Below are 18,689 nucleotides of genomic sequence, written 5' to 3'. Positions count from 1 at the left end.
GCCTACCACCAGCTTGTTGTCCATCAGCCAGGGCTTGACCGGCGTGCGCCTGCTGCGCGATTTTTCAAACAGGTAATCTGCGTTAAAAGCTTCGCTAAGCGGTTCCGGGCCGAGATGGGCCAGCACGTTGCTGGCGGTGAGATCGCTGCTCCACAGCCAGGCGCCGAAGCGTCGGGGATCGGTATAGCGCAGCACTTTACCGTTGCTCATCACCAAATCCACATGGTCATGTTTGGCCGGAGGGGTCTCTTCTGACAGCACCCGCAGGCTCCCGGACATGCCAAGATGAATGATGATACAGCCTTCAGGCAGTTCCAACAGTAGATATTTGGCGCGGCGCTGTACGCTGAGTACCGGCTGGTCGCTGAGGCTATGAATTTCATGCGAAACCGGCCAGCGTAAACGGCCGTTTCGGACAACAGCGTGCAGAATGGTGGCGCCGACAAGGTGCGGTTCGATACCGCGTCGGCTGGTTTCAACCTCTGGTAATTCCGGCATGCGAACCTCCCGCAAATGTTTTCACATCAACAACTGTTTTCAGGCGCACAAAAGAAAAAACCCCGCCGAGGCAGGGTTTTTCAGTCGCTAAACTCAATTACTTGATTTTAGCTTCTTTGTAGATCACGTGCTGGCGGACAACAGGATCGAATTTCTTCAGTTCCAGTTTTTCCGGCTTAGTACGCTTGTTCTTCGTGGTGGTATAGAAGTGACCTGTACCAGCAGAAGAAACCAGCTTGATCTTCTCACGAATACCTTTAGCCATGTTTCAGTTCCTTACCTTAGTACTTCTCACCGCGGGTACGCAGATCGGCCAGAACCGTCTCAATACCCTTTTTATCAATTACGCGCATGCCTTTGGCAGATACGCGCAGTGTAACGAAGCGCTTTTCGCTCTCAACCCAAAAACGGTGAGAGTGCAGGTTCGGCAGGAAACGGCGTTTCGTCGCGTTCATTGCGTGGGAACGGTTGTTACCCGTCACCGGACGCTTTCCAGTTACCTGGCAGACTCGTGACATGTCAATTCTCCAAAAATCAAATAAGCTCGAGCTTTAAAAATAAGGTCTTGGCCGCCTCGTCAGGCTCTTAGCCCATCCAGGCGAGTTCTATGTGAACCCGCTGAGCAGGCCCAAATGCCAAACCCGAGATTCTCAAAGGTGGCGTAGTATACGCCCTGCAACGCCGGTGCTCAAGTCCCGAACAGATAAAGATCCCTTTGGATCGTGCAAAATTGCCGCATTTAAACGGAAAAAGCACCGCGGCTGCGATGAAAAAAGGGCGCTTTGCCGCTTTTTTATCCATTAAAGCCAGCCTCTTTCCGCAAAGGAAACATATTCACCCTGGCCGATGACGATGTGATCGAGCACACGAATATTGAACAGCTGGCAGCAGTGGTTAACTTGTTGAGTCACATCACGATCTGCCATGCTGGGTGTCGAAATGCCCGACGGGTGGTTATGGGCCAGAACAATCGCTCCCGCGTTATGCTTTAGCGCTTCACGCACGATTTCACGTGGATGTACCTCTACGCTGGCTATGGTGCCCGCAAACATTTCGCTGGTATGGATAACCCGGTGCTGATTATCAAAAAAAATCACCATAAAAATTTCTCTTTCGCGATGCGCCAGCTTGCTGTGGAGAAAATTCACCATATCGCCCGGGCTTTGCATAACCTGTTTTACCGCGTCCGCACAGGTAAAAAAACGTCTGCCCAGTTCGGCGATAGCGTTAAGCTGGGCATACTTCGCCACGCCGACGCCCTTCACCCGTAAAAAAGCGTCTTTGTCCGCCGTCATCAGCCGATGCAGCGAACCAAACTCCTCCAGCAGCTGCTGCGCCAGCGTCATCACGTGTACGCCGTTCGCGCCAGTGCGTAAAAAAATTGCCAGCAGTTCCGTATCCGTTAACGCGCCGGCCCCGCCCGCCACTAGCTTTTCGCGCGGCGGCATTTTTTTCCATGGCTTCTTCATCCGCTTTCCTCCTTCCTTAGCTGACGGAATCATGGCATTATATACAGTAGTTTTCCACGCATTTGTTCTGTCTGCCGGGCGACTTTACAGAGCGGTCATTGCGCTAAAAGTCAGCAGGCAGGGATTGTGATAAAATGGCGGAATTCCGGCGCATGTGCGCCCTGCTGGCTCAACGGAGCAGAAAATATGACATTAACCGGTAAACGTATTGTGCTGGGCGTAAGCGGCGGCATCGCTGCCTATAAGGCGCCTGAGCTGGTGAGACGCCTGCGCGATCGTGGTGCAGAAGTGCGCGTCGTGCTGACCTCGGCGGCGAAAGCGTTTATCACGCCGCTGAGCCTGCAGGCCGTTTCGGGTCATCCGGTCAGCGATGACCTGCTCGATCCGGCAGCAGAAGCGGCGATGGGTCATATCGAGTTGGGTAAATGGGCCGATCTGGTAATACTGGCCCCCGCCACAGCCGACCTTATTGCTCGCGTTGCCGCGGGGATGGCTAACGATTTGGCTACGACGATTTGTCTGGCCACGGCAGCGCCGATCGCCGTTGTTCCGGCCATGAATCAACAAATGTATCGAGCTGCCGCCACGCAGCATAATCTTCAGGTTTTGCAGGCGCGCGGCCTGATGATTTGGGGACCAGACAGCGGTAGCCAGGCCTGCGGCGATATTGGGCCCGGCCGTATGTTAGATCCGCTCGCTATCGTGGACGAAGCCGTTAACTGGGCGACGCCGCAGCACGATTTAGCGCACCTCAATATCATGGTTACGGCTGGGCCGACCCGCGAATCCCTTGATCCTGTCAGGTTCATTACTAACCACAGCTCGGGTAAAATGGGCTTCGCCGTGGCTGCCGCCGCTGCAAAACGGGGCGCTACTGTCACGCTGGTTGCCGGGCCTGTCGCCTTAACCACACCGCCAGGCGTCAAACGTATCGACGTGGTAAGCGCGCTCGAGATGGAGCAGGCGGTTATGGCGACCGCGGCCAGTCAGCACATTTTTATTGCGGCGGCTGCGGTCGGCGACTATCGCGCGGCAGAAGTCTCCAGCGAGAAAATCAAAAAGCAGGGTGATGAGATCCTGCTGAAGATGATTAAAAATCCGGACATTGTTGCGGAAGTGGCCGCTATGCAGCAAAACCGCCCTTATGTGGTGGGGTTTGCAGCGGAAACCCGGAATGTGGAAGAATACGCCCGACAAAAAAGAATTCGGAAGAATCTGGATCTGATTTGTGCCAACGATGTTTCAAAAGCCGGGCACGGTTTCAACAGCGATACCAATGCCCTGCATCTTTTCTGGCAGGAAGGGGATAAAGCCTTACCGCTTGGCGATAAGCCTCTCCTTGGCCAACAATTACTGGACGAGATAGTCAGCCGTTATGAAGAAAAAAATCGACGTTAAGATTTTAGACCCGCGCGTGGGCACCACTTTCCCTTTGCCCGCCTATGCCACCTCCGGCTCCGCTGGTCTCGATCTGCGCGCCTGCCTGGATGAGGCGGTACAGCTGGCGCCAGGCGCGACCACGCTGGTGCCGACCGGCCTGGCTATCCATATTGCCGACCCGGAGCTGGCGGCCGTTATCCTGCCTCGTTCTGGCCTGGGCCATAAGCATGGCGTGGTGCTGGGCAACCTGGTCGGGCTAATCGACTCCGATTACCAGGGCCAGCTGATGGTGTCCGTCTGGAACCGCAGCCAGCAGGCATTCAGCATTGAGCCTGGCGAGCGCATCGCGCAAATGGTGTTTGTACCGGTCGTTCAGGCTGAATTCAATCTGGTTAACGACTTCGACGCCAGCGTGCGCGGCGAAGGCGGCTTCGGCCACTCGGGACGTCAGTAACGGCCGACCAGAGTACCCGTCCTTATTTCCACCGTGAGCGTAATGGCTCACGGATGTTGCGTGGGCGTTTGCCCGTACATGGTGATATTTCAGGGGTCTTTCAGGACATGGCAGAGAAAAAAAGTGCGAAAAGGAATCGTCGCGAAGAAATACTGCAGGCGCTGGCACAAATGCTGGAATCCAGTGATGGTAGCCAGCGGATCACTACCGCCAAGCTGGCGGCGAGCGTAGGGGTTTCTGAGGCCGCTCTTTACCGGCACTTTCCCAGCAAAACCCGCATGTTTGACAGCCTGATTGAGTTTATTGAAGACAGCCTGATTACGCGCATCAATCTGATTTTACAGGATGAAAAAGAGACGCTGCCGCGTTTGCGGCTGATTATCCAGCTGATCCTGGGCTTTGGTGAGCGTAATCCGGGCTTATCACGCATTCTGACCGGTCATGCGTTAATGTTCGAGCAGGACCGCCTGCAGGACAGGATTAATCAGCTGTTTGAACGCATCGAGGTGCAGTTGAAGCAGGTCCTGCGCGAGCAGAAAATGCGTACCGGGGAAGGTTTTCGCACAGAAGAAGCGCTACTGGCTTCTCAAATGCTGGCTTTTTGTGAAGGGTTGCTGTCACGCTTTGTGCGGTCGGATTTCCGCTATCGTCCGACGGTAGAGTTTGAAACGCGTTGGCCGCTGCTTGCCAGCCAGCTGATATAAGAAAACAGGGCCGCGGTTGGCGGCCCTCATTTATCAGATACCGTATTCTTTACGATAGGCCCGCACGGCGGCCAGATGATCGGCCAGCTCCGGCTTCTCTTCCAGATAGCTAATCAGCTCGTTCAGCGTAATGATAGCAATAACCTTACAGCCATAGTCGCGCTCGACTTCCTGAATAGCGGACTCTTGCCCACGGCCTCGCTCCTGACGATCCAACGAAATCAGCACGCCCGCCAGAGTTGCCTTGTTTGCAGCGATGATCTCCATCGACTCACGAATAGCGGTCCCGGCGGTAATGACATCGTCTACCAGCATAATGCGGCCCTGCAACGGGCTGCCTACCAGCGTACCGCCTTCACCATGATCCTTCGCTTCTTTGCGGTTAAAGCAATAAGGCACATCGCGGTCGTGATGATCGGCCAGCGCAACCGCGGTGGTGGTGGCGATAGGAATACCTTTGTAGGCCGGACCGAATACCAGATCAAAATCGATAGCGGAATCGACCAGCGCCTGTGCATAAAAACGGCCTAACAACGCCAGATCGCGGCCGGTGTTAAACAGGCCCGCGTTAAAGAAATACGGACTTTTACGGCCGGATTTTAACGTGAACTCCCCAAATTTGAGGACCTGCTTGTTAATAGCAAATTCAATAAATTGGCGTTGCCAGGCTTTCATTTTTTCGCTCCTCACGCATAAAAAAGGCGACCCTCTGGTCGCCTGGTAATCAGTCTTGTAGCGCCGCTTTCTGCGCCTGAATCAGAGTATCAATACCGCCGCGCGCCAGCGCCAGCAGCGTCAACAGCTCTTCATGGCTGAACGGCTCGCCTTCTGCGGTACCCTGTACTTCGATCATGCGGCCATCTTCGGTCATTACCACGTTCATGTCGGTTTCAGCGGCGGAATCTTCAACATATTCCAAATCACATAGCGCTTCGCCCTTAACGATACCGACAGAAACGGCAGCGACCATTCCCTTCATGGGGTTGGCTTTAAGCTTGCCGAGTGCAACCAGATGATTGAGCGCATCCGCCAGCGCAACGCAGGCCCCGGTAATCGAAGCGGTACGCGTGCCGCCATCGGCCTGCAGGACATCACAGTCCAGCGTAATAGTGAACTCGCCCAGCGCTTTCAGATCCAGCGCGGCGCGCAGCGAACGGGCAATCAGGCGCTGGATTTCCAGGGTGCGGCCGCCCTGCTTGCCTTTGGCTGCTTCGCGGGCGTTACGGCTATGGGTCGCACGTGGCAACATACCGTACTCTGCTGTTACCCATCCCTGTCCCTGGCCTTTCAGAAAGCGCGGCACGCCTTCTTCAATGGTCGCGGTACAAAGGACTTTCGTTTCACCGAATTCAACCAGAACGGAGCCTTCCGCATGTTTGGTGTAGTGGCGAGTCAGGGTGACGGGACGCACCTCGTGGGCATTACGGCCTGCTGGACGCATGGTTTTTCTCCGGCTTGTAAATCGTGTTTGGCTGCGCATTATACGGATTTCACGTCTGAATGCCTACGGCAGCCTGCCGACAACGCGGTTTTCGCTGGCCGGGCAAGACGTTGAGCGCAGCCGCAATCCTGCTGATTTGTCAGAGTTTGACCAGATGCCTGTTAAGGCAGGGCCAGCGCCGCTATAATCACCTGAACTTATTTTAAAACGGGTACGCATAATGATCCGCAGTATGACCGCCTACGCCCGGCGTGAAACCAAAGGCGAATGGGGCAGCGCAGCCTGGGAGCTTCGTTCCGTCAACCAGCGTTATTTAGAAACCTATATCCGTCTGCCTGAACAGTTTCGTGGTCTGGAGCCAGCGATCCGCGAACGTATTCGTCACCGCCTGACGCGCGGTAAAATCGAATGTAATCTGCGTTTCGACGCGGATGCACGCGCGCAGAGTTCACTGGTGCTAAATGAAAAACTGGCTATTCAGCTGGTTAAAGCCGCGAACTGGGTCAAAATGCAAAGCGATGAGGGCGAAATCAACCCGGTCGATATTTTGCGCTGGCCTGGCGTTATGGCAGCTGAGGAGCAGGATCTGGATGCCATCTCCGCAGAGTTGTTGAGCTCGTTGGACATTGCACTGGACGACTTTATTACCGCCCGTGAAACCGAAGGCGCCGCGTTAAAATCGTTGATTGAACAGCGTCTGGAAGGCGTCAGTACTGAAGTCACTAAAGTACGAGCGCAGATGCCTGACGTGCTGAAATGGCAGCGCGAGCGTCTGGTCACTAAGCTTGAAGAGGCGCAGGTGCAACTGGACAGTAATCGGGTGGAGCAGGAACTGATTATGCTGGCGCAGCGCGTGGACGTGGCGGAAGAGCTGGACCGTCTGGAAGCTCACGTTAAAGAAACCTATAACATTCTGAAGAAGAAGGAAGCGGTGGGCCGCCGTCTCGACTTTATGATGCAGGAATTTAACCGCGAATCAAATACGCTGGCCTCCAAATCAATTAATGCTGAAGTAACAACTTCGGCAATTGAGTTGAAGGTGCTGATTGAGCAGATGCGCGAGCAGATTCAGAATATCGAATAAATTCTTTTAACGTCCACATAAATACACAAGCCCATGTTAAATGGGCTTTTTTATTTGAAAAATAATCTATTAAAAACCTCTCGGATTTATTAAAAACCACTAGCAAAAGGGGGAGTATTTTTGCTTTACCAGCCCGATCTGGCAGTTTATAACAATGTACCCCCCACATTGATTTTCATCAGGACAGATTATGACCTCACTCACTGTCAGGACGGTTCAGACGCTCATCAAAGTAGGAGAACCAGGGAGGTTTGGAGATGGGCGTGGCTTATACCTGAAAGTCCCACAAAAAGGTGCGGCGTACTGAATGCTTCGATACACAATCGACTCTAAGAGACGAGAAATCACCTTAGGTAAGGTATCTGTCCGAGGTACGTAGCATCGCTGAGGATACCCGAAGAAAAGTCGCTACCGGGGATGATCCTATTGCTGAGAGAAAACTCAATCGCCCTAAGCAACTGACCACAGTAGATGGACTGTTTGAAGACTGGCACAAAGACCTGGTCAGGCGTTTGAAGTACCCACAAATCCCGGAGAGGGTATACAGGAAAGATATCGCCCCAACGATTGGTCAACTTTCTTTGACGAAAATAACGCCCATTGATGTTCGGGCTATTTTGCAAAAAATTACAGATAGTGGAAGACCAACTATTTCAAATGATGCCCTGCTCTACATGAAACAGCTCTTCGACCACGGCATTAAACCTGGTCTGCTTCAGAGCAACCCAGCTTCTGCGTTTAAGGTCAATGATGCAGGTGGAATCGAAAAAAGCAGAGAAAGAGCATTGAGTCTGGAAGAAATTGGTCAGGTGTTTAGAGTTTTCAGAGAACACTCTGACAGCTTCTCTCGTGATAACTACCTTGCCTGTGTCCTACTACTACTCCTTGCTGTTCGTAAAAGTGAGCTAACGGAAGCACCCTGGTCAGAATTCAATTTAGACGAGAAAAAATGGTTCCTGCCAAAAGAAAGAAGTAAGTCTGGTATTGGCATAGTCATCCCACTTCCCCCGCTCGCTATCAAGATTCTTGAAGAGCTAAAGGTCAAAGCATGGGATTCGCCTTATGTCTTCCCAAACCGCCGCGTGAGCAAATCTCAGCACATGGGTAAAGACACTCTAAACAGAGCAATTGCCAAGTTGTTTGGAGCTGAACCAGGCAAGAAGAAGCAACCACCTAATGTATTGGGTAATATTGAGTACTTTACCATTCATGATCTGAGAAGAACGAGCCGAAGCTTGCTTGCTTCATTGTCAATTCCGCCTCACGCAGCGGAGAGATGCCTGAATCATAAACTTAAAGGTGTCGAAGGAATTTATGACAGGTATGATTACTTTGATGAAAGGAAAGAAACCTTACAAAGAGTTGCAGAGAAAATAAGTTTTATTATTGTGAGTCAGGTTTAATCAAATTTGTTCGTCAGCGATTGCTTACCTTAACAGGCACAGCGACATAAACCGCATTTGAAGGAAATTCCTGTCTGACTTTTTGAAAAAATGTTAAGAAAAGTTCTGATTGCGTCACAGAGCGATAGTTGTATAGTGGTTGCACATTTGACTGTAAGGGATTTATTTCGAATGAACGCAATCGACAGTAGACTCATAATCTTCTCAACCCAAAAAAAATTCAATGACAGAAATGCCGATGATATGCAAAGCGGCGACATTGACGTTGAAATATTAAAAAAGCATTACCATCTGGGCCAAGTCTCAACTTTTATCGACTGGACAACTTTTGGTCCTTCCTATAAACATCCCTATCTGAGTTCAATACCACCAGCAAACAAAGAAAAAGCCATTTCAATGTTATATGATGAGTTAAGATCGCAGTCGTATGTATTTTCTTTTCAGGGAACCTATCAGGGCCTAATCAAAGATCTCTTCGATCATATGCAACGAAATAATGGAAGAGATTATCAAAATCCAGCAATGAACAATGCATACACAAACTTAATCTTGTCTGATAACTCCCCGAACAGCACCAGAGCCATAATAAAAAGAGGCATCGAGCAGTTTGATTTTAGCAAATCGAAATTGACCAAAGAAAATTTCACCAATGATCTATATAAAAGTCATTTACCCAAATACACAAGATGGAAAGACTGGGTTAATGGAATGGGCATTACCGTTCATGACGTGAACAGTACAGAAATTTCCATTGAAAGCCTCACCCTTGAAGGAAAAAACTATACTGCGGTTATCAAATACAGAGCACAGGATCATTTTGGATTAGGCAGAGAAGATATACTGAAACCTAAATTTAATTCAATTTCCTTTTTCAGGATATGGTTTGTACTTCAGCGTGCAAAGCATTTGGCTCAAAAACCATTTTTCACTAACTTTGAAGCGACTATAACATTGACAGGAGAAACCAATGTTAAAGTATAAAAGGACTGTAGCAACTGTAATTGTTTTGATCATTGCATATTGCATATGGATTGCTGTCAGACCAGCAAAGATAGTCAGAGTCGATAATGGTGCTGTTTTTGTAGAACATTTACCAATGACAACAGAAGGGAAACTAAAATGGTGGTTGAAAAACAAAGAATTATTGCAGGAAAAATTTCACATCGTTAATAAACCGTATAACTTTACGGTTACCATCATGAACTTTGATGGTTATGAAGAATTACCTAAAGGAACAATGGATGGTTCTATAGATGATTATACCTGCTTTGATGATACTAATGGAAAACATGAAAACTGTGTGTATAACAATATAGCGATAATTGTTAGAGGCAACCTTAATGGAAGGCAGTTCATAAATATTGACGGTAAAACATATATCCAGAAAGATGATGAAAAAGTTGAATTAGAATGAAAATCAATTTCTATATCTCACTATAGATTTAAGATGAAATAGTGAGAGCATAGAATATTTCGAAGCATAGCCAAAGAAGGATTATTGGTTTAGCGGTGATGCCTAAGTATTTAATTTTTAAAAAGCAACCTATTTGACTATAAAAGAATAATTATGGATTAATGCGAAGGCCGGACTCGAACATCGCAATTATCTTTATAATTTAAAATGAGTAATATAGAGCACAATATCAATGATACCATCAGTCCCGATTGGTGATAATCGAACATTAATATTTTAGAATTTATCCTTATATGAAAGATGAAGCAGATTTCAATCTAATCCTGTAAAGCCCGCCTGGTGGCGGGCTTTTTCTGCAAATCGCCAAATCGGGAAAGACTTTAATTACCGGCTCCTTGCTGATGTTTTCCTGAGAAAAGCCCTTGGGCCAACTAATAAGATTTCATCTCCCGCGTTCTCTCTTCAATGACTGATAGTCATAAATATTTCTATCACTATCCGATTTTTTCCTGTCCACATACTCAGTGATTACCGCCTATAAGAAAGCAATATCATGTCAGCTCTCTGGCCGTCACCCTTATTTAAGCCCGGCAATGGATGCACGATGACGGCATCAGCGATATATTGTAGCGGCTTGCCTGAAGTAGAGTTGCGTTCCCGTATCGGCTGATACCTGCCGGCAAGATTTATGTTTTCAGGCTAATTCCGTCTGCCTTGCAGGAACGTTTCAAACCCAGCCTTTGTCAGAGCCCGCACGGAGCAGTTAGCAGATGAGCGGACAGACTTGTACCTGGATGCTGATGGATGTACGTCGACCGGAAAGCTTCATCGTCAAAGACAGGTAGGTTTTCTGGCATCCCCAGGTTAAAATCTCCCTTCTTTTTTTACGGATTATTTTAAGGTCTTTTATGCAAACTCTTCCTCCCTGTCCTGAATGCCATTCTGAATACAGCTGGCAGGATGGCGCGCTGTTTAACTGTCCAGAATGTGGCCATGTATGGTCCGCCGGGGCAGAAGAGGCAGAGGCGCTGATAGTTAAAGATGCCAACGGCAATTTATTGGCTGATGGCGACAGCGTAACGGTTATCAAAGATCTCAAGGTCAAAGGTAGCTCCACGCCGCTTAAAATAGGCACACGCGTGAAAAGCATTCGCCTCGTGGAAGGCGATCATAATATCGACTGCAAAATTGACGGCTTTGGCCCAATGAAGCTGAAATCCGAATTCGTAAAGAAAAACTGATCGGGTTAGCGACCTGCATGTAAAGCAGCGTACAGGCTGCGCGCGCTTCAGTTAAAAGCCGCAGCCTGCTCAACCGTGATAAGCGCCAGCTTCTCAGCCTGCATGGCGATGGAGCGTGGCGAGCGCTCACAAAGTATGGCAAGCTCATTAACAGAATATCCTTGCCGGAAAAGAACAATCAGTTCCTGTTTCTGCTCTTCAGACCACGCCAGATAAGCATTAGCCGGCCGTCCTTCCGCGCGGTTCTTCTCCCGGCGCTCTTCTGCCGTAAGCTTCACTTTTTGCTTCCGCTTTATCGTACTGAAATTCACGTTCCTGAACTCCTCCGCCAGCGCAAACAACAGCCTTATGGCATCGGGTGTATGCACAACAGAAGCTGGCGATAACGTTGCGCCGGTTTCAGGATGAATGCCTTTTGCCAACAGTCGGAAAATCTCGTCTGCCATCATTTTTCTCGTCCTTGTGGTCGCTGGCGCGGCTTCAGCAACACGCCGAAACGGTCTTTAATCAGGCCGTCCTGGATAACTGAGTTCGCTCCTGAAGCCAATTTTAAAAAAGTTATACAAAATAATAAGGTGCCTTAGAGATCTGCCCGGTTATTTTATTCTCAGATTAGGTAAACTCATTTACTTAACGGCTTTTCAAAAAATTCCAGTCGCCAACCTGTCTGAGATCCTGCAGGCTTGCCGCCGATTGCTCAGGAGCGGGTTATGTTACTTACTGTTTTTTATCTGATTGGGATCACCGCAGAAGCCATGACCGGCGCGCTGGCGGCAGGCCGTCGTAAAATGGATATGTTCGGCGTCATTATTATCGCTTCCGTTACCGCTATTGGCGGCGGCTCCGTGCGTGACATGCTGCTTGGCCATTATCCGCTTGGGTGGGTTAAACACCCTGAGTACATTGTTATCGTCGCGGCTGCTGCCGTTGTTACTACGCAGCTTGCCCCGCTGATGCCGCACCTGCGTAAGGTATTTTTGGTGCTGGACGCACTGGGCCTGGCCGTCTTCTCTATTATCGGTACTAAAGTCGCGCTGGATATGGGTCACGCATCGATTATTGCCGCCATCAGCGCGGTGATTACCGGCGTTTTCGGCGGCGTGCTGCGGGATATGTTCTGCAACCGCATTCCGCTGGTGTTCCAGAAGGAGCTGTACGCCGGGATCGCCTTTGCTTCCGGCTGGCTCTATATCCTGCTGCTGAAAATGCCTGTTTCCGACGAGTTGGCCATCATCATTACTCTCCTGTTCGGGTTTCTGGCACGCCTGCTGGCACTGCGCTTTCGGCTGGGGTTGCCGGTATTCAATTACCCTCATGCCGATCACTAAACAGTTCATCACTTTGCCTCGTCTAAATACGTAATCAGCTGCCTCACCTGCGGATCGTGCAGAAAATGCATAACCTGGCTGGCCAGCGTTTTACCCATACCGGGCAACTGTTGCCAGGCAGCATCCTGCCGCGCCAACAGCGTTGACCAGTCATTATCTACCATAGCATTAAGCGCGCGCTGTGGGAGAGGTACACCCAGCGCTTTGACCCAGCGCCTGAAGGGCTGTTGTCGGCTTAGCGAAAATTGATGGTAAAGCCAATCCGCCCGGGCCGGTGTGATATCGGGAGTTTGCCGCAGCTCGTCCTGCGTCAGTGCAAGCCAGGAAAAGAGGTGAGTCAGTCGACCGGCCTGCATCAGGCGCTGCCAGCTGCTACGGCTAACACCCGTCATTGCCAGTGCCTCTTTGCCGCTTGCCCAAACCAGACGGGCCAGAAACTGTTCCCGACAGGCGGGCGTATAGGTAAAACAGCTCAAGGGATGGAAAGCACCGGCATCCGGCACGGGCGGGCTGACTCGCTTTTGTACGCGCCAGATAACGTCATCAAGCCTCGGTATGCCCTGCCCGGCCAGGCTGACCATAACCTGGTCGCCGGGAAGAACATCCAACGCCTGCCAACGTCTGAGCGAACCAATATTGACCCGGCTGACTTTCTTATCATCCAGCTGTAAAGGCAGGAGATTTAAGACCGCGCCTGTTTTCCCCGTACGCCCCACCGGAAAATCGATTGAGCGCACCTCTGCACTCACTTTTAGCGGCGTATATTTCCAGGCGGCTGACCAGGTGTTATCGCCAGGTAGCCAGTAAGCGCCTTTTACTGGCGTACCGTGAATGACCACGCCATCCGTAACAAAGGGTAAAGGCTGGTGAAACCAACGTTCACGCCAGTTGGCGACGTCATCCGCATTGGCAACCGGCTTGCTCCACGCCTTCATTATATTGAAACCCGCTTTGCTCAACTGCTCTAAGCGCAGCGGCATCGCCTCCGGACCATCCGGCCAGGCCCAGATAAATATCCCCAGCTGCTCTACCAGCGGCGACAGATCGTGACGCCGCATGGCACCCGCCACGATGGCGCGGGCATTGGCGCCGCCCTGGCTGGCCTGCTGATGATCGGTCATCCTGAGATAAAGCTCGCCCTGCAGCACCAGCGGATCGTAATCCAGCGTAACCTGCTGCGGAATAGCGGGGATATGGCGTGCCCTCTCCGTCCAGTCTTCTCCCCGCAGCCCGTCGCCCCGGCTGATAACCCGCGCGAGTTTCCCGTGCTGGTAATAGAGCGTGACGGCAACACCATCCAGCTTCGGCTGTACCCACAACGGTTGTTTGCCCGTCATCCAGCGCGCCACCGCCTGCCTGTCAGACAGCTTTTTGACGCCAACATGCGGCACCGGATGTCTTACCTTACCGTTTTTCGCAAGCGTTGGTGAATGCGGCTTGCTTTCTGGCCGGAAGCAGCGCTGCCAGTCGCGATACGTTTTTTCTAAAGCATCATAACGTTCATCCGGTACCAGGCTTATCCCCTGCTCGTAGTAAGCGCGGTCCCACGCGCTGAGCTGTTTTGCCAGCGCCATCATCTCTGTCTCTACCCGGCCAGGCGCCCAGACGGGGCAAAGCGCTTGCGCAACGGCGCATCCTCCCAGGCTGAACATCATCACTATGCTTCGCATTTTCACACTCCCTCGTTGCTCTGCTGTCAGTAAACCGACAAAGGCCGGCCATGGCGATAGCGAAAGCTTGCCTATGGAAAACGTGTCGTAGCGTTTTTTTGCCTAACATGAAACGTGTCATCAGTACCGCGAGGCATCTTCCATTTTTTGAGAAAAAATAGCGCTGAACAGCCGAAACGCTGCATCCTGCCTTCCACCCGTGTATACTGTGCAGGAAGTAAACTCCGACTGGCATATCAAGAAATCATCATGGCTCAAGGCACACTTTTTATTGTTTCAGCACCAAGCGGCGCGGGTAAATCCAGCCTGATTACCGCGCTGTTAAAGACGCAACCGCTGTATGACACTCAGGTGTCGATTTCCCATACCACCAGGGGCGTGCGTCCGGGTGAAAACCATGGTGAACACTATTATTTTGTAAACCATGACGAATTTCGTCGTATGATCGAAGAAGATGCCTTTCTGGAGCACGCCGAAGTGTTCGGCAACTATTACGGCACGTCACGCAGGACGATCGAGCAGGTGCTCTCGACTGGCGTGGATGTCTTTTTAGATATCGACTGGCAGGGTGCGCAGCAAATCCGTCAGAAAATGCCGCAAGCGCGCAGCATTTTTGTGTTACCACCGTCAAAGGACGAGCTGGATCGCCGCCTGCGTGGCCGCGGACAGGATAGCGAAGAGGTCATTACCCGACGTATGGCACAGGCCGTCGCGGAAATGAGCCACTACGCGGAATATGACTACCTTATTGTGAATGATGATTTCGACCTGGCGCTGTCCGATCTGAAAACCATTATTCGCGCCGAGCGTCTGCGAATGGGCCGTCAAAAATCCCGTCATGATGCTTTAATCAGCAAACTGTTGGCAGACTGAGGACAACTCAGTATGATGCCCAGTCATTTCGTCAACCGTGGAGTATCACACTTATGGCACGCGTAACCGTACAGGACGCAGTAGAAAAAATTGGTAACCGTTTTGACCTGGTTCTGGTCGCCGCTCGTCGCGCACGCCAGATGCAGGTTGGCGGTAAAGATCCTCTGGTTCCGGAAGAAAACGACAAGTCTACCGTTATCGCGCTGCGCGAGATCGAAGAAGGTCTGATCACCAACCAGATTCTGGATGTCCGTGATCGTCAGGAACAGCAGGATCAGGAAGCAGCAGAACTGCAGGCTGTTACCGCTATTGCTGAAGGTCGTCGTTAATCATCAGCCGGAAGGCTCGCCCTTGTATCTGTTTGAAAGTCTCAATCAACTGATTGAAAAATACTTGCCTGAGGACCAGATAAAGCGCCTCAAGCAAGCTTACCTTGTCGCACGTGATGCTCACGAGGGACAGACTCGCTCCAGCGGTGAGCCTTATATTACCCATCCGGTTGCTGTCGCCTGTATTCTGGCGGAAATGAAGCTCGACCATGAAACGCTCATGGCCGCGCTTCTGCACGATGTTATTGAGGATACCCCCGCAACCTATCAGGATATGGAACAGCTGTTCGGTAAGAACGTTGCTGAACTGGTAGAAGGGGTCTCCAAGCTCGACAAGCTGAAATTCCGCGACAAGAAAGAGGCGCAGGCCGAAAACTTTCGCAAAATGATCATGGCGATGGTGCAGGATATCCGCGTCATTCTGATCAAGCTGGCTGACCGCACGCACAATATGCGTACGCTGGGCTCGCTGCGGCCAGATAAACGCCGCCGTATCGCGCTGGAAACGCTAGAGATTTACAGCCCGCTCGCGCATCGCCTGGGTATTCACCATCTGAAAACCGAGCTGGAAGAGCTGGGTTTCGAGGCGCTCTATCCTAACCGCTACCGCGTGATCAAAGAGGTAGTGAAAGCGGCACGCGGCAACCGTAAAGAGATGATCCAAAAAATCCTTGCGGAAATTGACGGCCGTCTGCAGGAAGCCGGTATTCCATGTCGCGTCAGCGGCAGGGAAAAACACCTCTATTCTATCTATTGCAAAATGCACCTGAAAGAGCAGCGTTTCCATTCCATTATGGATATTTACGCCTTCAGGGTCATCGTCCACGATGTGGATACCTGTTACCGGGTGCTGGGCCAGATGCACAGTCTTTATAAGCCTCGTCCGGGCCGGGTAAAAGATTATATCGCTATCCCCAAGGCCAACGGCTATCAGTCGCTACATACCTCGATGATCGGTCCGCATGGCGTGCCGGTTGAGGTGCAGATCCGTACGGAAGATATGGATCAGATGGCAGAGATGGGTGTCGCGGCGCACTGGGCTTATAAAGAACAGGGCGAAAGCAGCACTACGGCACAAATCCGCGCCCAGCGCTGGCTGCAAAGCCTGCTGGAATTGCAACAAAGTGCGGGCAGCTCCTTTGAATTTATCGAAAGCGTAAAATCGGATCTTTTCCCCGATGAGATTTACGTTTTCACGCCTGAAGGCCGCATAGTTGAACTGCCTGCGGGCGCGACGCCGGTCGATTTTGCCTATGCTGTGCATACCGATATTGGTCATGCCTGTGTAGGCGCGCGTGTCGATCGCCAACCCTACCCGCTTTCTCAGCCACTGACCAGCGGGCAGACCGTTGAGATCATTACAGCACCGGGCGCACGGCCTAATGCCGCCTGGCTGAACTTTGTGGTCAGCTCCAAAGCACGAGCCAAAATTCGCCAGCTGTTGAAAAACCTCAAGCGCGACGATTCCGTCAGCCTGGGTCGACGTCTGCTGAATCATGCGCTGGGGGGCAGCCGGAAGCTGGCCGAGATTTCGCCGGAAAGCATTCAACACGAGCTGGAACGCATGAAGCTGGCTACGCTGGACGATCTGCTGGCAGAGATTGGCCTGGGTAACGCCATGAGCGTGGTGGTGGCAAAAAACCTGCAGCAGAGCGACCAGCCTGCGCCGGTTGTCTCCGGCACGCCGTCGCGTGGCAAGCTGCCTATCAAAGGTGCCGATGGCGTCCTGATTACGTTTGCCAAGTGCTGCCGTCCTATTCCCGGCGATCCTATCGTCGCGCATGTCAGCCCTGGCAAAGGCCTGGTGGTACACCATGAATCCTGCCGGAACATCCGAGGCTACCAAAAAGAGCCGGAGAAATTTATGGCGGTGGAATGGGATAAGGTGACCGAGCAGGAGTTCGTAGCGGAGATCAAGGTGGATATGTTTAACCATCAGGGCGCGCTGGCAAACCTGACGGCCGCCATTAATACCGCCGGATCAAATATTCAGAGCCTGAACACGGAAGAGAAAGATGGCCGGGTTTATAGCGCCTTTATCCGTCTGACGGCACGCGATCGCGTTCATCTGGCAAACATTATGCGCAAAATCCGCGTAATGCCTGACGTGATTAAAGTTCACCGCAACAGAAACTAGCGCATGAATGCTCAACGTTTTGCCCGTATTCGTGAAATGCTGGCCGCCCGCCAGCATGATTTGACCGTCTGTATGGAACTGGTGCACAAACCGCATAACGTCTCTGCGGTTATACGCACGGCGGATGCGGTTGGCGTGCACGAAGTCCATGCGATCTGGCCGGGCAGCCGGATGCGTACGATGGCTTCTGCCGCTGCCGGGAGCAATAGCTGGGTGCAGGTAAAAACGCATCCGACTATAGCCGAGGCGGTTACGCATCTTAAGGGCCAGGGGATGCAGATCCTGGCTACGCACCTCTCTGATAAAGCGGTAGATTTCCGCGAGATCGATTACACCCGCCCGACCTGTATATTAATGGGTCAGGAAAAAACCGGTATTACCCAACAGGCGCTTGAACTGGCCGACCAGGAGATCGTTATTCCTATGGTAGGCATGGTGCAATCGCTGAACGTTTCCGTGGCTTCGGCGCTCATCCTCTATGAAGCGCAGCGCCAGCGCCAGAACGCTGGCATGTATCAGCGTCAGGAGAGCCTGCTTGATTGGCACGACCAGCAGCGTCTGCTTTTCGAGGGCGGCTATCCCGTTCTGGCCCGGGTTGCCAAACATAAAGGCTTACCTTATCCGCTCATTAGCGAGACGGGCGAGGTAATCGCCGATCCGGACTGGTGGGCCACCATGCAGGCATCGGTACGCAAAAAATGACGGGCCGCCTGATGGATGCCATTCCGCTCAGCATGCTTGCCGGCGTTGGCGCAAGCCAGGCTGGCAAGCTGGCAAAACTCGGGCTGACCACCGTACAGGATCTGCTGCTTCATCTGCCCCTTCGCTACGAAGATCGCACTCAGCTTTACGCCATTAACGACCTTCTGCCCAATATTTACGCCACCGTAGAAGGCGAAGTGCTGCAAAGCGATATCTCTTTTGGCCGCCGCCGAATGCTGACCTGCCAAATCAGCGACGGCACCGGCATCCTGACGCTACGCTTTTTCAATTTTAACGCCGGAATGAAAAACAGCCTGGCGCCTGGCCGACGCGTCACGGCTTATGGTGAAATTAAGCGTGGCCAGCGTGGGGCCGAAATCATTCATCCTGAGTATCGCGTTCAGGGCGATAACAGCGTAGTAGAGTTACAGGAAACGCTGACGCCGGTTTACTCCACGACGGAAGGAGTGCGCCAGGCAACGCTGCGTAATTTGACCGATCAAGCGCTAAAGCTGCAGGATACCTGCCCTATTGTCGAACTTCTGCCGCCGGAACTGAGTCA

General features: G+C 51.7%; 21 protein-coding genes and 1 pseudogene. 14 read left to right on the top strand and 8 right to left on the bottom strand.

The genetic code is table 11. The features are described 5' to 3' along the window. The 4 genes from RTK32_RS06980 to radC form a co-directional block, all read right to left on the bottom strand. The coding region (locus tag RTK32_RS06980) for a DNA-formamidopyrimidine glycosylase family protein (RefSeq protein WP_312042746.1) at positions 1 to 498 on the bottom strand (498 nt) is incomplete at its 3' end. Between the two features lie 97 nt (positions 499 to 595). Then, complete coding sequence (gene rpmG, locus RTK32_RS06975; protein ID WP_001051798.1) at positions 596 to 763, bottom strand: 50S ribosomal protein L33; 168 nt, start codon at positions 761 to 763, stop codon at positions 596 to 598. A gap of 16 nt (positions 764 to 779) precedes the next feature. Next, the gene (gene rpmB / locus RTK32_RS06970) at positions 780 to 1,016 is read right to left on the bottom strand and encodes a 50S ribosomal protein L28 (protein ID WP_004154798.1); all 237 of its coding nucleotides are present in this window, start codon (positions 1,014 to 1,016) and stop codon (positions 780 to 782) included. Positions 1,017 to 1,298: 282 nt separating this feature from the next. Further along, entirely contained in the window at positions 1,299 to 1,967 is a 669-nt protein-coding gene (radC, locus tag RTK32_RS06965; protein ID WP_312042745.1) for a RadC family protein, read from the bottom strand. A gap of 186 nt (positions 1,968 to 2,153) precedes the next feature. On the opposite strand from radC, the gene coaBC reads away from it, so the two are divergent. The 3 genes from coaBC (at position 2,154) to slmA (ending at position 4,505) form a co-directional block, all read left to right on the top strand. Next, entirely contained in the window at positions 2,154 to 3,365 is a 1,212-nt protein-coding gene (gene coaBC, locus RTK32_RS06960) for a bifunctional phosphopantothenoylcysteine decarboxylase/phosphopantothenate--cysteine ligase CoaBC (protein WP_312042744.1), read from the top strand. After that, positions 3,343 to 3,801, top strand: coding sequence for a dUTP diphosphatase (gene dut, locus RTK32_RS06955; RefSeq protein WP_312042743.1), 459 nt, complete (start codon positions 3,343 to 3,345; stop codon positions 3,799 to 3,801). The genes coaBC and dut overlap by 23 nt, the downstream gene beginning before the upstream one ends. A 107-nt stretch (positions 3,802 to 3,908) precedes the next feature. Then, complete coding sequence (gene slmA, locus RTK32_RS06950; protein ID WP_312042742.1) at positions 3,909 to 4,505, top strand: nucleoid occlusion factor SlmA; 597 nt, start codon at positions 3,909 to 3,911, stop codon at positions 4,503 to 4,505. 33 nt (positions 4,506 to 4,538) lie between these two features. On the opposite strand, the gene pyrE is transcribed toward slmA, so the two are convergent. Further along, complete coding sequence (gene pyrE / locus RTK32_RS06945; protein WP_312042741.1) at positions 4,539 to 5,180, bottom strand: orotate phosphoribosyltransferase; 642 nt, start codon at positions 5,178 to 5,180, stop codon at positions 4,539 to 4,541. Positions 5,181 to 5,229: 49 nt separating this feature from the next. Next, entirely contained in the window at positions 5,230 to 5,946 is a 717-nt protein-coding gene (gene rph, locus RTK32_RS06940; protein ID WP_312042740.1) for a ribonuclease PH, read from the bottom strand. A 220-nt stretch (positions 5,947 to 6,166) separates the two neighbouring features. Between rph and RTK32_RS06935 the strand changes: the two genes are divergently transcribed. The 5 genes and pseudogenes from RTK32_RS06935 (at position 6,167) to RTK32_RS06915 (ending at position 11,088) form a co-directional block, all read left to right on the top strand. Next, positions 6,167 to 7,030 (top strand): YicC/YloC family endoribonuclease, encoded by an 864-nt coding sequence (locus tag RTK32_RS06935; RefSeq protein WP_312042739.1) that lies wholly within the window; start codon positions 6,167 to 6,169, stop codon positions 7,028 to 7,030. A gap of 190 nt (positions 7,031 to 7,220) precedes the next feature. Next, a pseudogene (locus RTK32_RS06930) lies at positions 7,221 to 8,433 on the top strand (tyrosine-type recombinase/integrase). A 171-nt stretch (positions 8,434 to 8,604) separates the two neighbouring features. Then, positions 8,605 to 9,414, top strand: a complete 810-nt coding sequence (locus RTK32_RS06925; protein WP_312042738.1) for a DUF3289 family protein — start codon at positions 8,605 to 8,607, stop codon at positions 9,412 to 9,414. After that, a complete protein-coding gene (locus RTK32_RS06920) occupies positions 9,401 to 9,847 on the top strand; it encodes a DUF943 family protein (RefSeq protein ID WP_312042737.1) in 447 nt (148 codons plus the stop codon). The genes RTK32_RS06925 and RTK32_RS06920 overlap by 14 nt, the downstream gene beginning before the upstream one ends. Positions 9,848 to 10,755: 908 nt before the next feature. Then, entirely contained in the window at positions 10,756 to 11,088 is a 333-nt protein-coding gene (locus tag RTK32_RS06915; protein WP_312042736.1) for a zinc ribbon domain-containing protein YjdM, read from the top strand. Positions 11,089 to 11,135: 47 nt separating this feature from the next. Here RTK32_RS06915 and RTK32_RS06910 read toward each other — a convergent pair whose 3' ends face one another. Beyond that, positions 11,136 to 11,537 (bottom strand): hypothetical protein, encoded by a 402-nt coding sequence (locus RTK32_RS06910; protein WP_312042735.1) that lies wholly within the window; start codon positions 11,535 to 11,537, stop codon positions 11,136 to 11,138. A 261-nt stretch (positions 11,538 to 11,798) separates the two neighbouring features. On the opposite strand from RTK32_RS06910, the gene RTK32_RS06905 reads away from it, so the two are divergent. Continuing rightward, positions 11,799 to 12,416, top strand: coding sequence for a trimeric intracellular cation channel family protein (locus tag RTK32_RS06905; protein ID WP_312042734.1), 618 nt, complete (start codon positions 11,799 to 11,801; stop codon positions 12,414 to 12,416). 8 nt (positions 12,417 to 12,424) lie between these two features. Here RTK32_RS06905 and ligB read toward each other — a convergent pair whose 3' ends face one another. Then, entirely contained in the window at positions 12,425 to 14,086 is a 1,662-nt protein-coding gene (gene ligB / locus RTK32_RS06900) for an NAD-dependent DNA ligase LigB (RefSeq protein ID WP_312042733.1), read from the bottom strand. 249 nt (positions 14,087 to 14,335) lie between these two features. Here ligB and gmk point away from each other — a divergent pair, with 249 nt between their 5' ends. From gmk to RTK32_RS06875, 5 genes are all read left to right on the top strand, one after another. Then, positions 14,336 to 14,959 (top strand): guanylate kinase, encoded by a 624-nt coding sequence (gene gmk, locus RTK32_RS06895; protein WP_312042732.1) that lies wholly within the window; start codon positions 14,336 to 14,338, stop codon positions 14,957 to 14,959. A gap of 53 nt (positions 14,960 to 15,012) precedes the next feature. Then, the gene (gene rpoZ / locus RTK32_RS06890; RefSeq protein ID WP_067709239.1) at positions 15,013 to 15,288 is read left to right on the top strand and encodes a DNA-directed RNA polymerase subunit omega; all 276 of its coding nucleotides are present in this window, start codon (positions 15,013 to 15,015) and stop codon (positions 15,286 to 15,288) included. A gap of 22 nt (positions 15,289 to 15,310) precedes the next feature. After that, positions 15,311 to 17,425, top strand: coding sequence for a bifunctional GTP diphosphokinase/guanosine-3',5'-bis pyrophosphate 3'-pyrophosphohydrolase (gene spoT / locus RTK32_RS06885; protein ID WP_312042748.1), 2,115 nt, complete (start codon positions 15,311 to 15,313; stop codon positions 17,423 to 17,425). 3 nt (positions 17,426 to 17,428) lie between these two features. Next, a complete protein-coding gene (trmH, locus tag RTK32_RS06880) occupies positions 17,429 to 18,127 on the top strand; it encodes a tRNA (guanosine(18)-2'-O)-methyltransferase TrmH (protein ID WP_312042731.1) in 699 nt (232 codons plus the stop codon). Next, on the top strand, positions 18,124 to 18,689 hold a 566-nt coding region (locus tag RTK32_RS06875; protein WP_312042747.1), incomplete at its 3' end, for an OB-fold nucleic acid binding domain-containing protein. The genes trmH and RTK32_RS06875, both read left to right, overlap by 4 nt.

The sequence above is a fragment of the Erwinia sp. genome, assembly GCF_031978025.1.
Lineage (GTDB): Bacteria > Pseudomonadota > Gammaproteobacteria > Enterobacterales > Enterobacteriaceae > Erwinia.
Note: the sequence above shows the minus strand (reverse complement) of the source record. Positions and strands in the feature narration are given on the sequence as shown.

What these genes read in the sequence shown, in the direction of transcription:
- rpmG (WP_001051798.1), bottom strand. Translation starts at nt 763, where the DNA reads ATGGCTAAAGGTATTCGTGAGAAGATCAAGCTGGTTTCTTCTGCTGGT.
- rpmB (WP_004154798.1), bottom strand. Translation starts at nt 1,016, where the DNA reads ATGTCACGAGTCTGCCAGGTAACTGGAAAGCGTCCGGTGACGGGTAAC.
- radC (WP_312042745.1), bottom strand. Translation starts at nt 1,967, where the DNA reads ATGAAGAAGCCATGGAAAAAAATGCCGCCGCGCGAAAAGCTAGTGGCG.
- coaBC (WP_312042744.1), top strand. Translation starts at nt 2,154, where the DNA reads ATGACATTAACCGGTAAACGTATTGTGCTGGGCGTAAGCGGCGGCATC.
- dut (WP_312042743.1), top strand. Translation starts at nt 3,343, where the DNA reads ATGAAGAAAAAAATCGACGTTAAGATTTTAGACCCGCGCGTGGGCACC.
- slmA (WP_312042742.1), top strand. Translation starts at nt 3,909, where the DNA reads ATGGCAGAGAAAAAAAGTGCGAAAAGGAATCGTCGCGAAGAAATACTG.
- pyrE (WP_312042741.1), bottom strand. Translation starts at nt 5,180, where the DNA reads ATGAAAGCCTGGCAACGCCAATTTATTGAATTTGCTATTAACAAGCAG.
- rph (WP_312042740.1), bottom strand. Translation starts at nt 5,946, where the DNA reads ATGCGTCCAGCAGGCCGTAATGCCCACGAGGTGCGTCCCGTCACCCTG.
- RTK32_RS06935 (WP_312042739.1), top strand. Translation starts at nt 6,167, where the DNA reads ATGATCCGCAGTATGACCGCCTACGCCCGGCGTGAAACCAAAGGCGAA.
- RTK32_RS06925 (WP_312042738.1), top strand. Translation starts at nt 8,605, where the DNA reads ATGAACGCAATCGACAGTAGACTCATAATCTTCTCAACCCAAAAAAAA.
- RTK32_RS06920 (WP_312042737.1), top strand. Translation starts at nt 9,401, where the DNA reads ATGTTAAAGTATAAAAGGACTGTAGCAACTGTAATTGTTTTGATCATT.
- RTK32_RS06915 (WP_312042736.1), top strand. Translation starts at nt 10,756, where the DNA reads ATGCAAACTCTTCCTCCCTGTCCTGAATGCCATTCTGAATACAGCTGG.
- RTK32_RS06910 (WP_312042735.1), bottom strand. Translation starts at nt 11,537, where the DNA reads ATGATGGCAGACGAGATTTTCCGACTGTTGGCAAAAGGCATTCATCCT.
- RTK32_RS06905 (WP_312042734.1), top strand. Translation starts at nt 11,799, where the DNA reads ATGTTACTTACTGTTTTTTATCTGATTGGGATCACCGCAGAAGCCATG.
- ligB (WP_312042733.1), bottom strand. Translation starts at nt 14,086, where the DNA reads ATGCGAAGCATAGTGATGATGTTCAGCCTGGGAGGATGCGCCGTTGCG.
- gmk (WP_312042732.1), top strand. Translation starts at nt 14,336, where the DNA reads ATGGCTCAAGGCACACTTTTTATTGTTTCAGCACCAAGCGGCGCGGGT.
- rpoZ (WP_067709239.1), top strand. Translation starts at nt 15,013, where the DNA reads ATGGCACGCGTAACCGTACAGGACGCAGTAGAAAAAATTGGTAACCGT.
- trmH (WP_312042731.1), top strand. Translation starts at nt 17,429, where the DNA reads ATGAATGCTCAACGTTTTGCCCGTATTCGTGAAATGCTGGCCGCCCGC.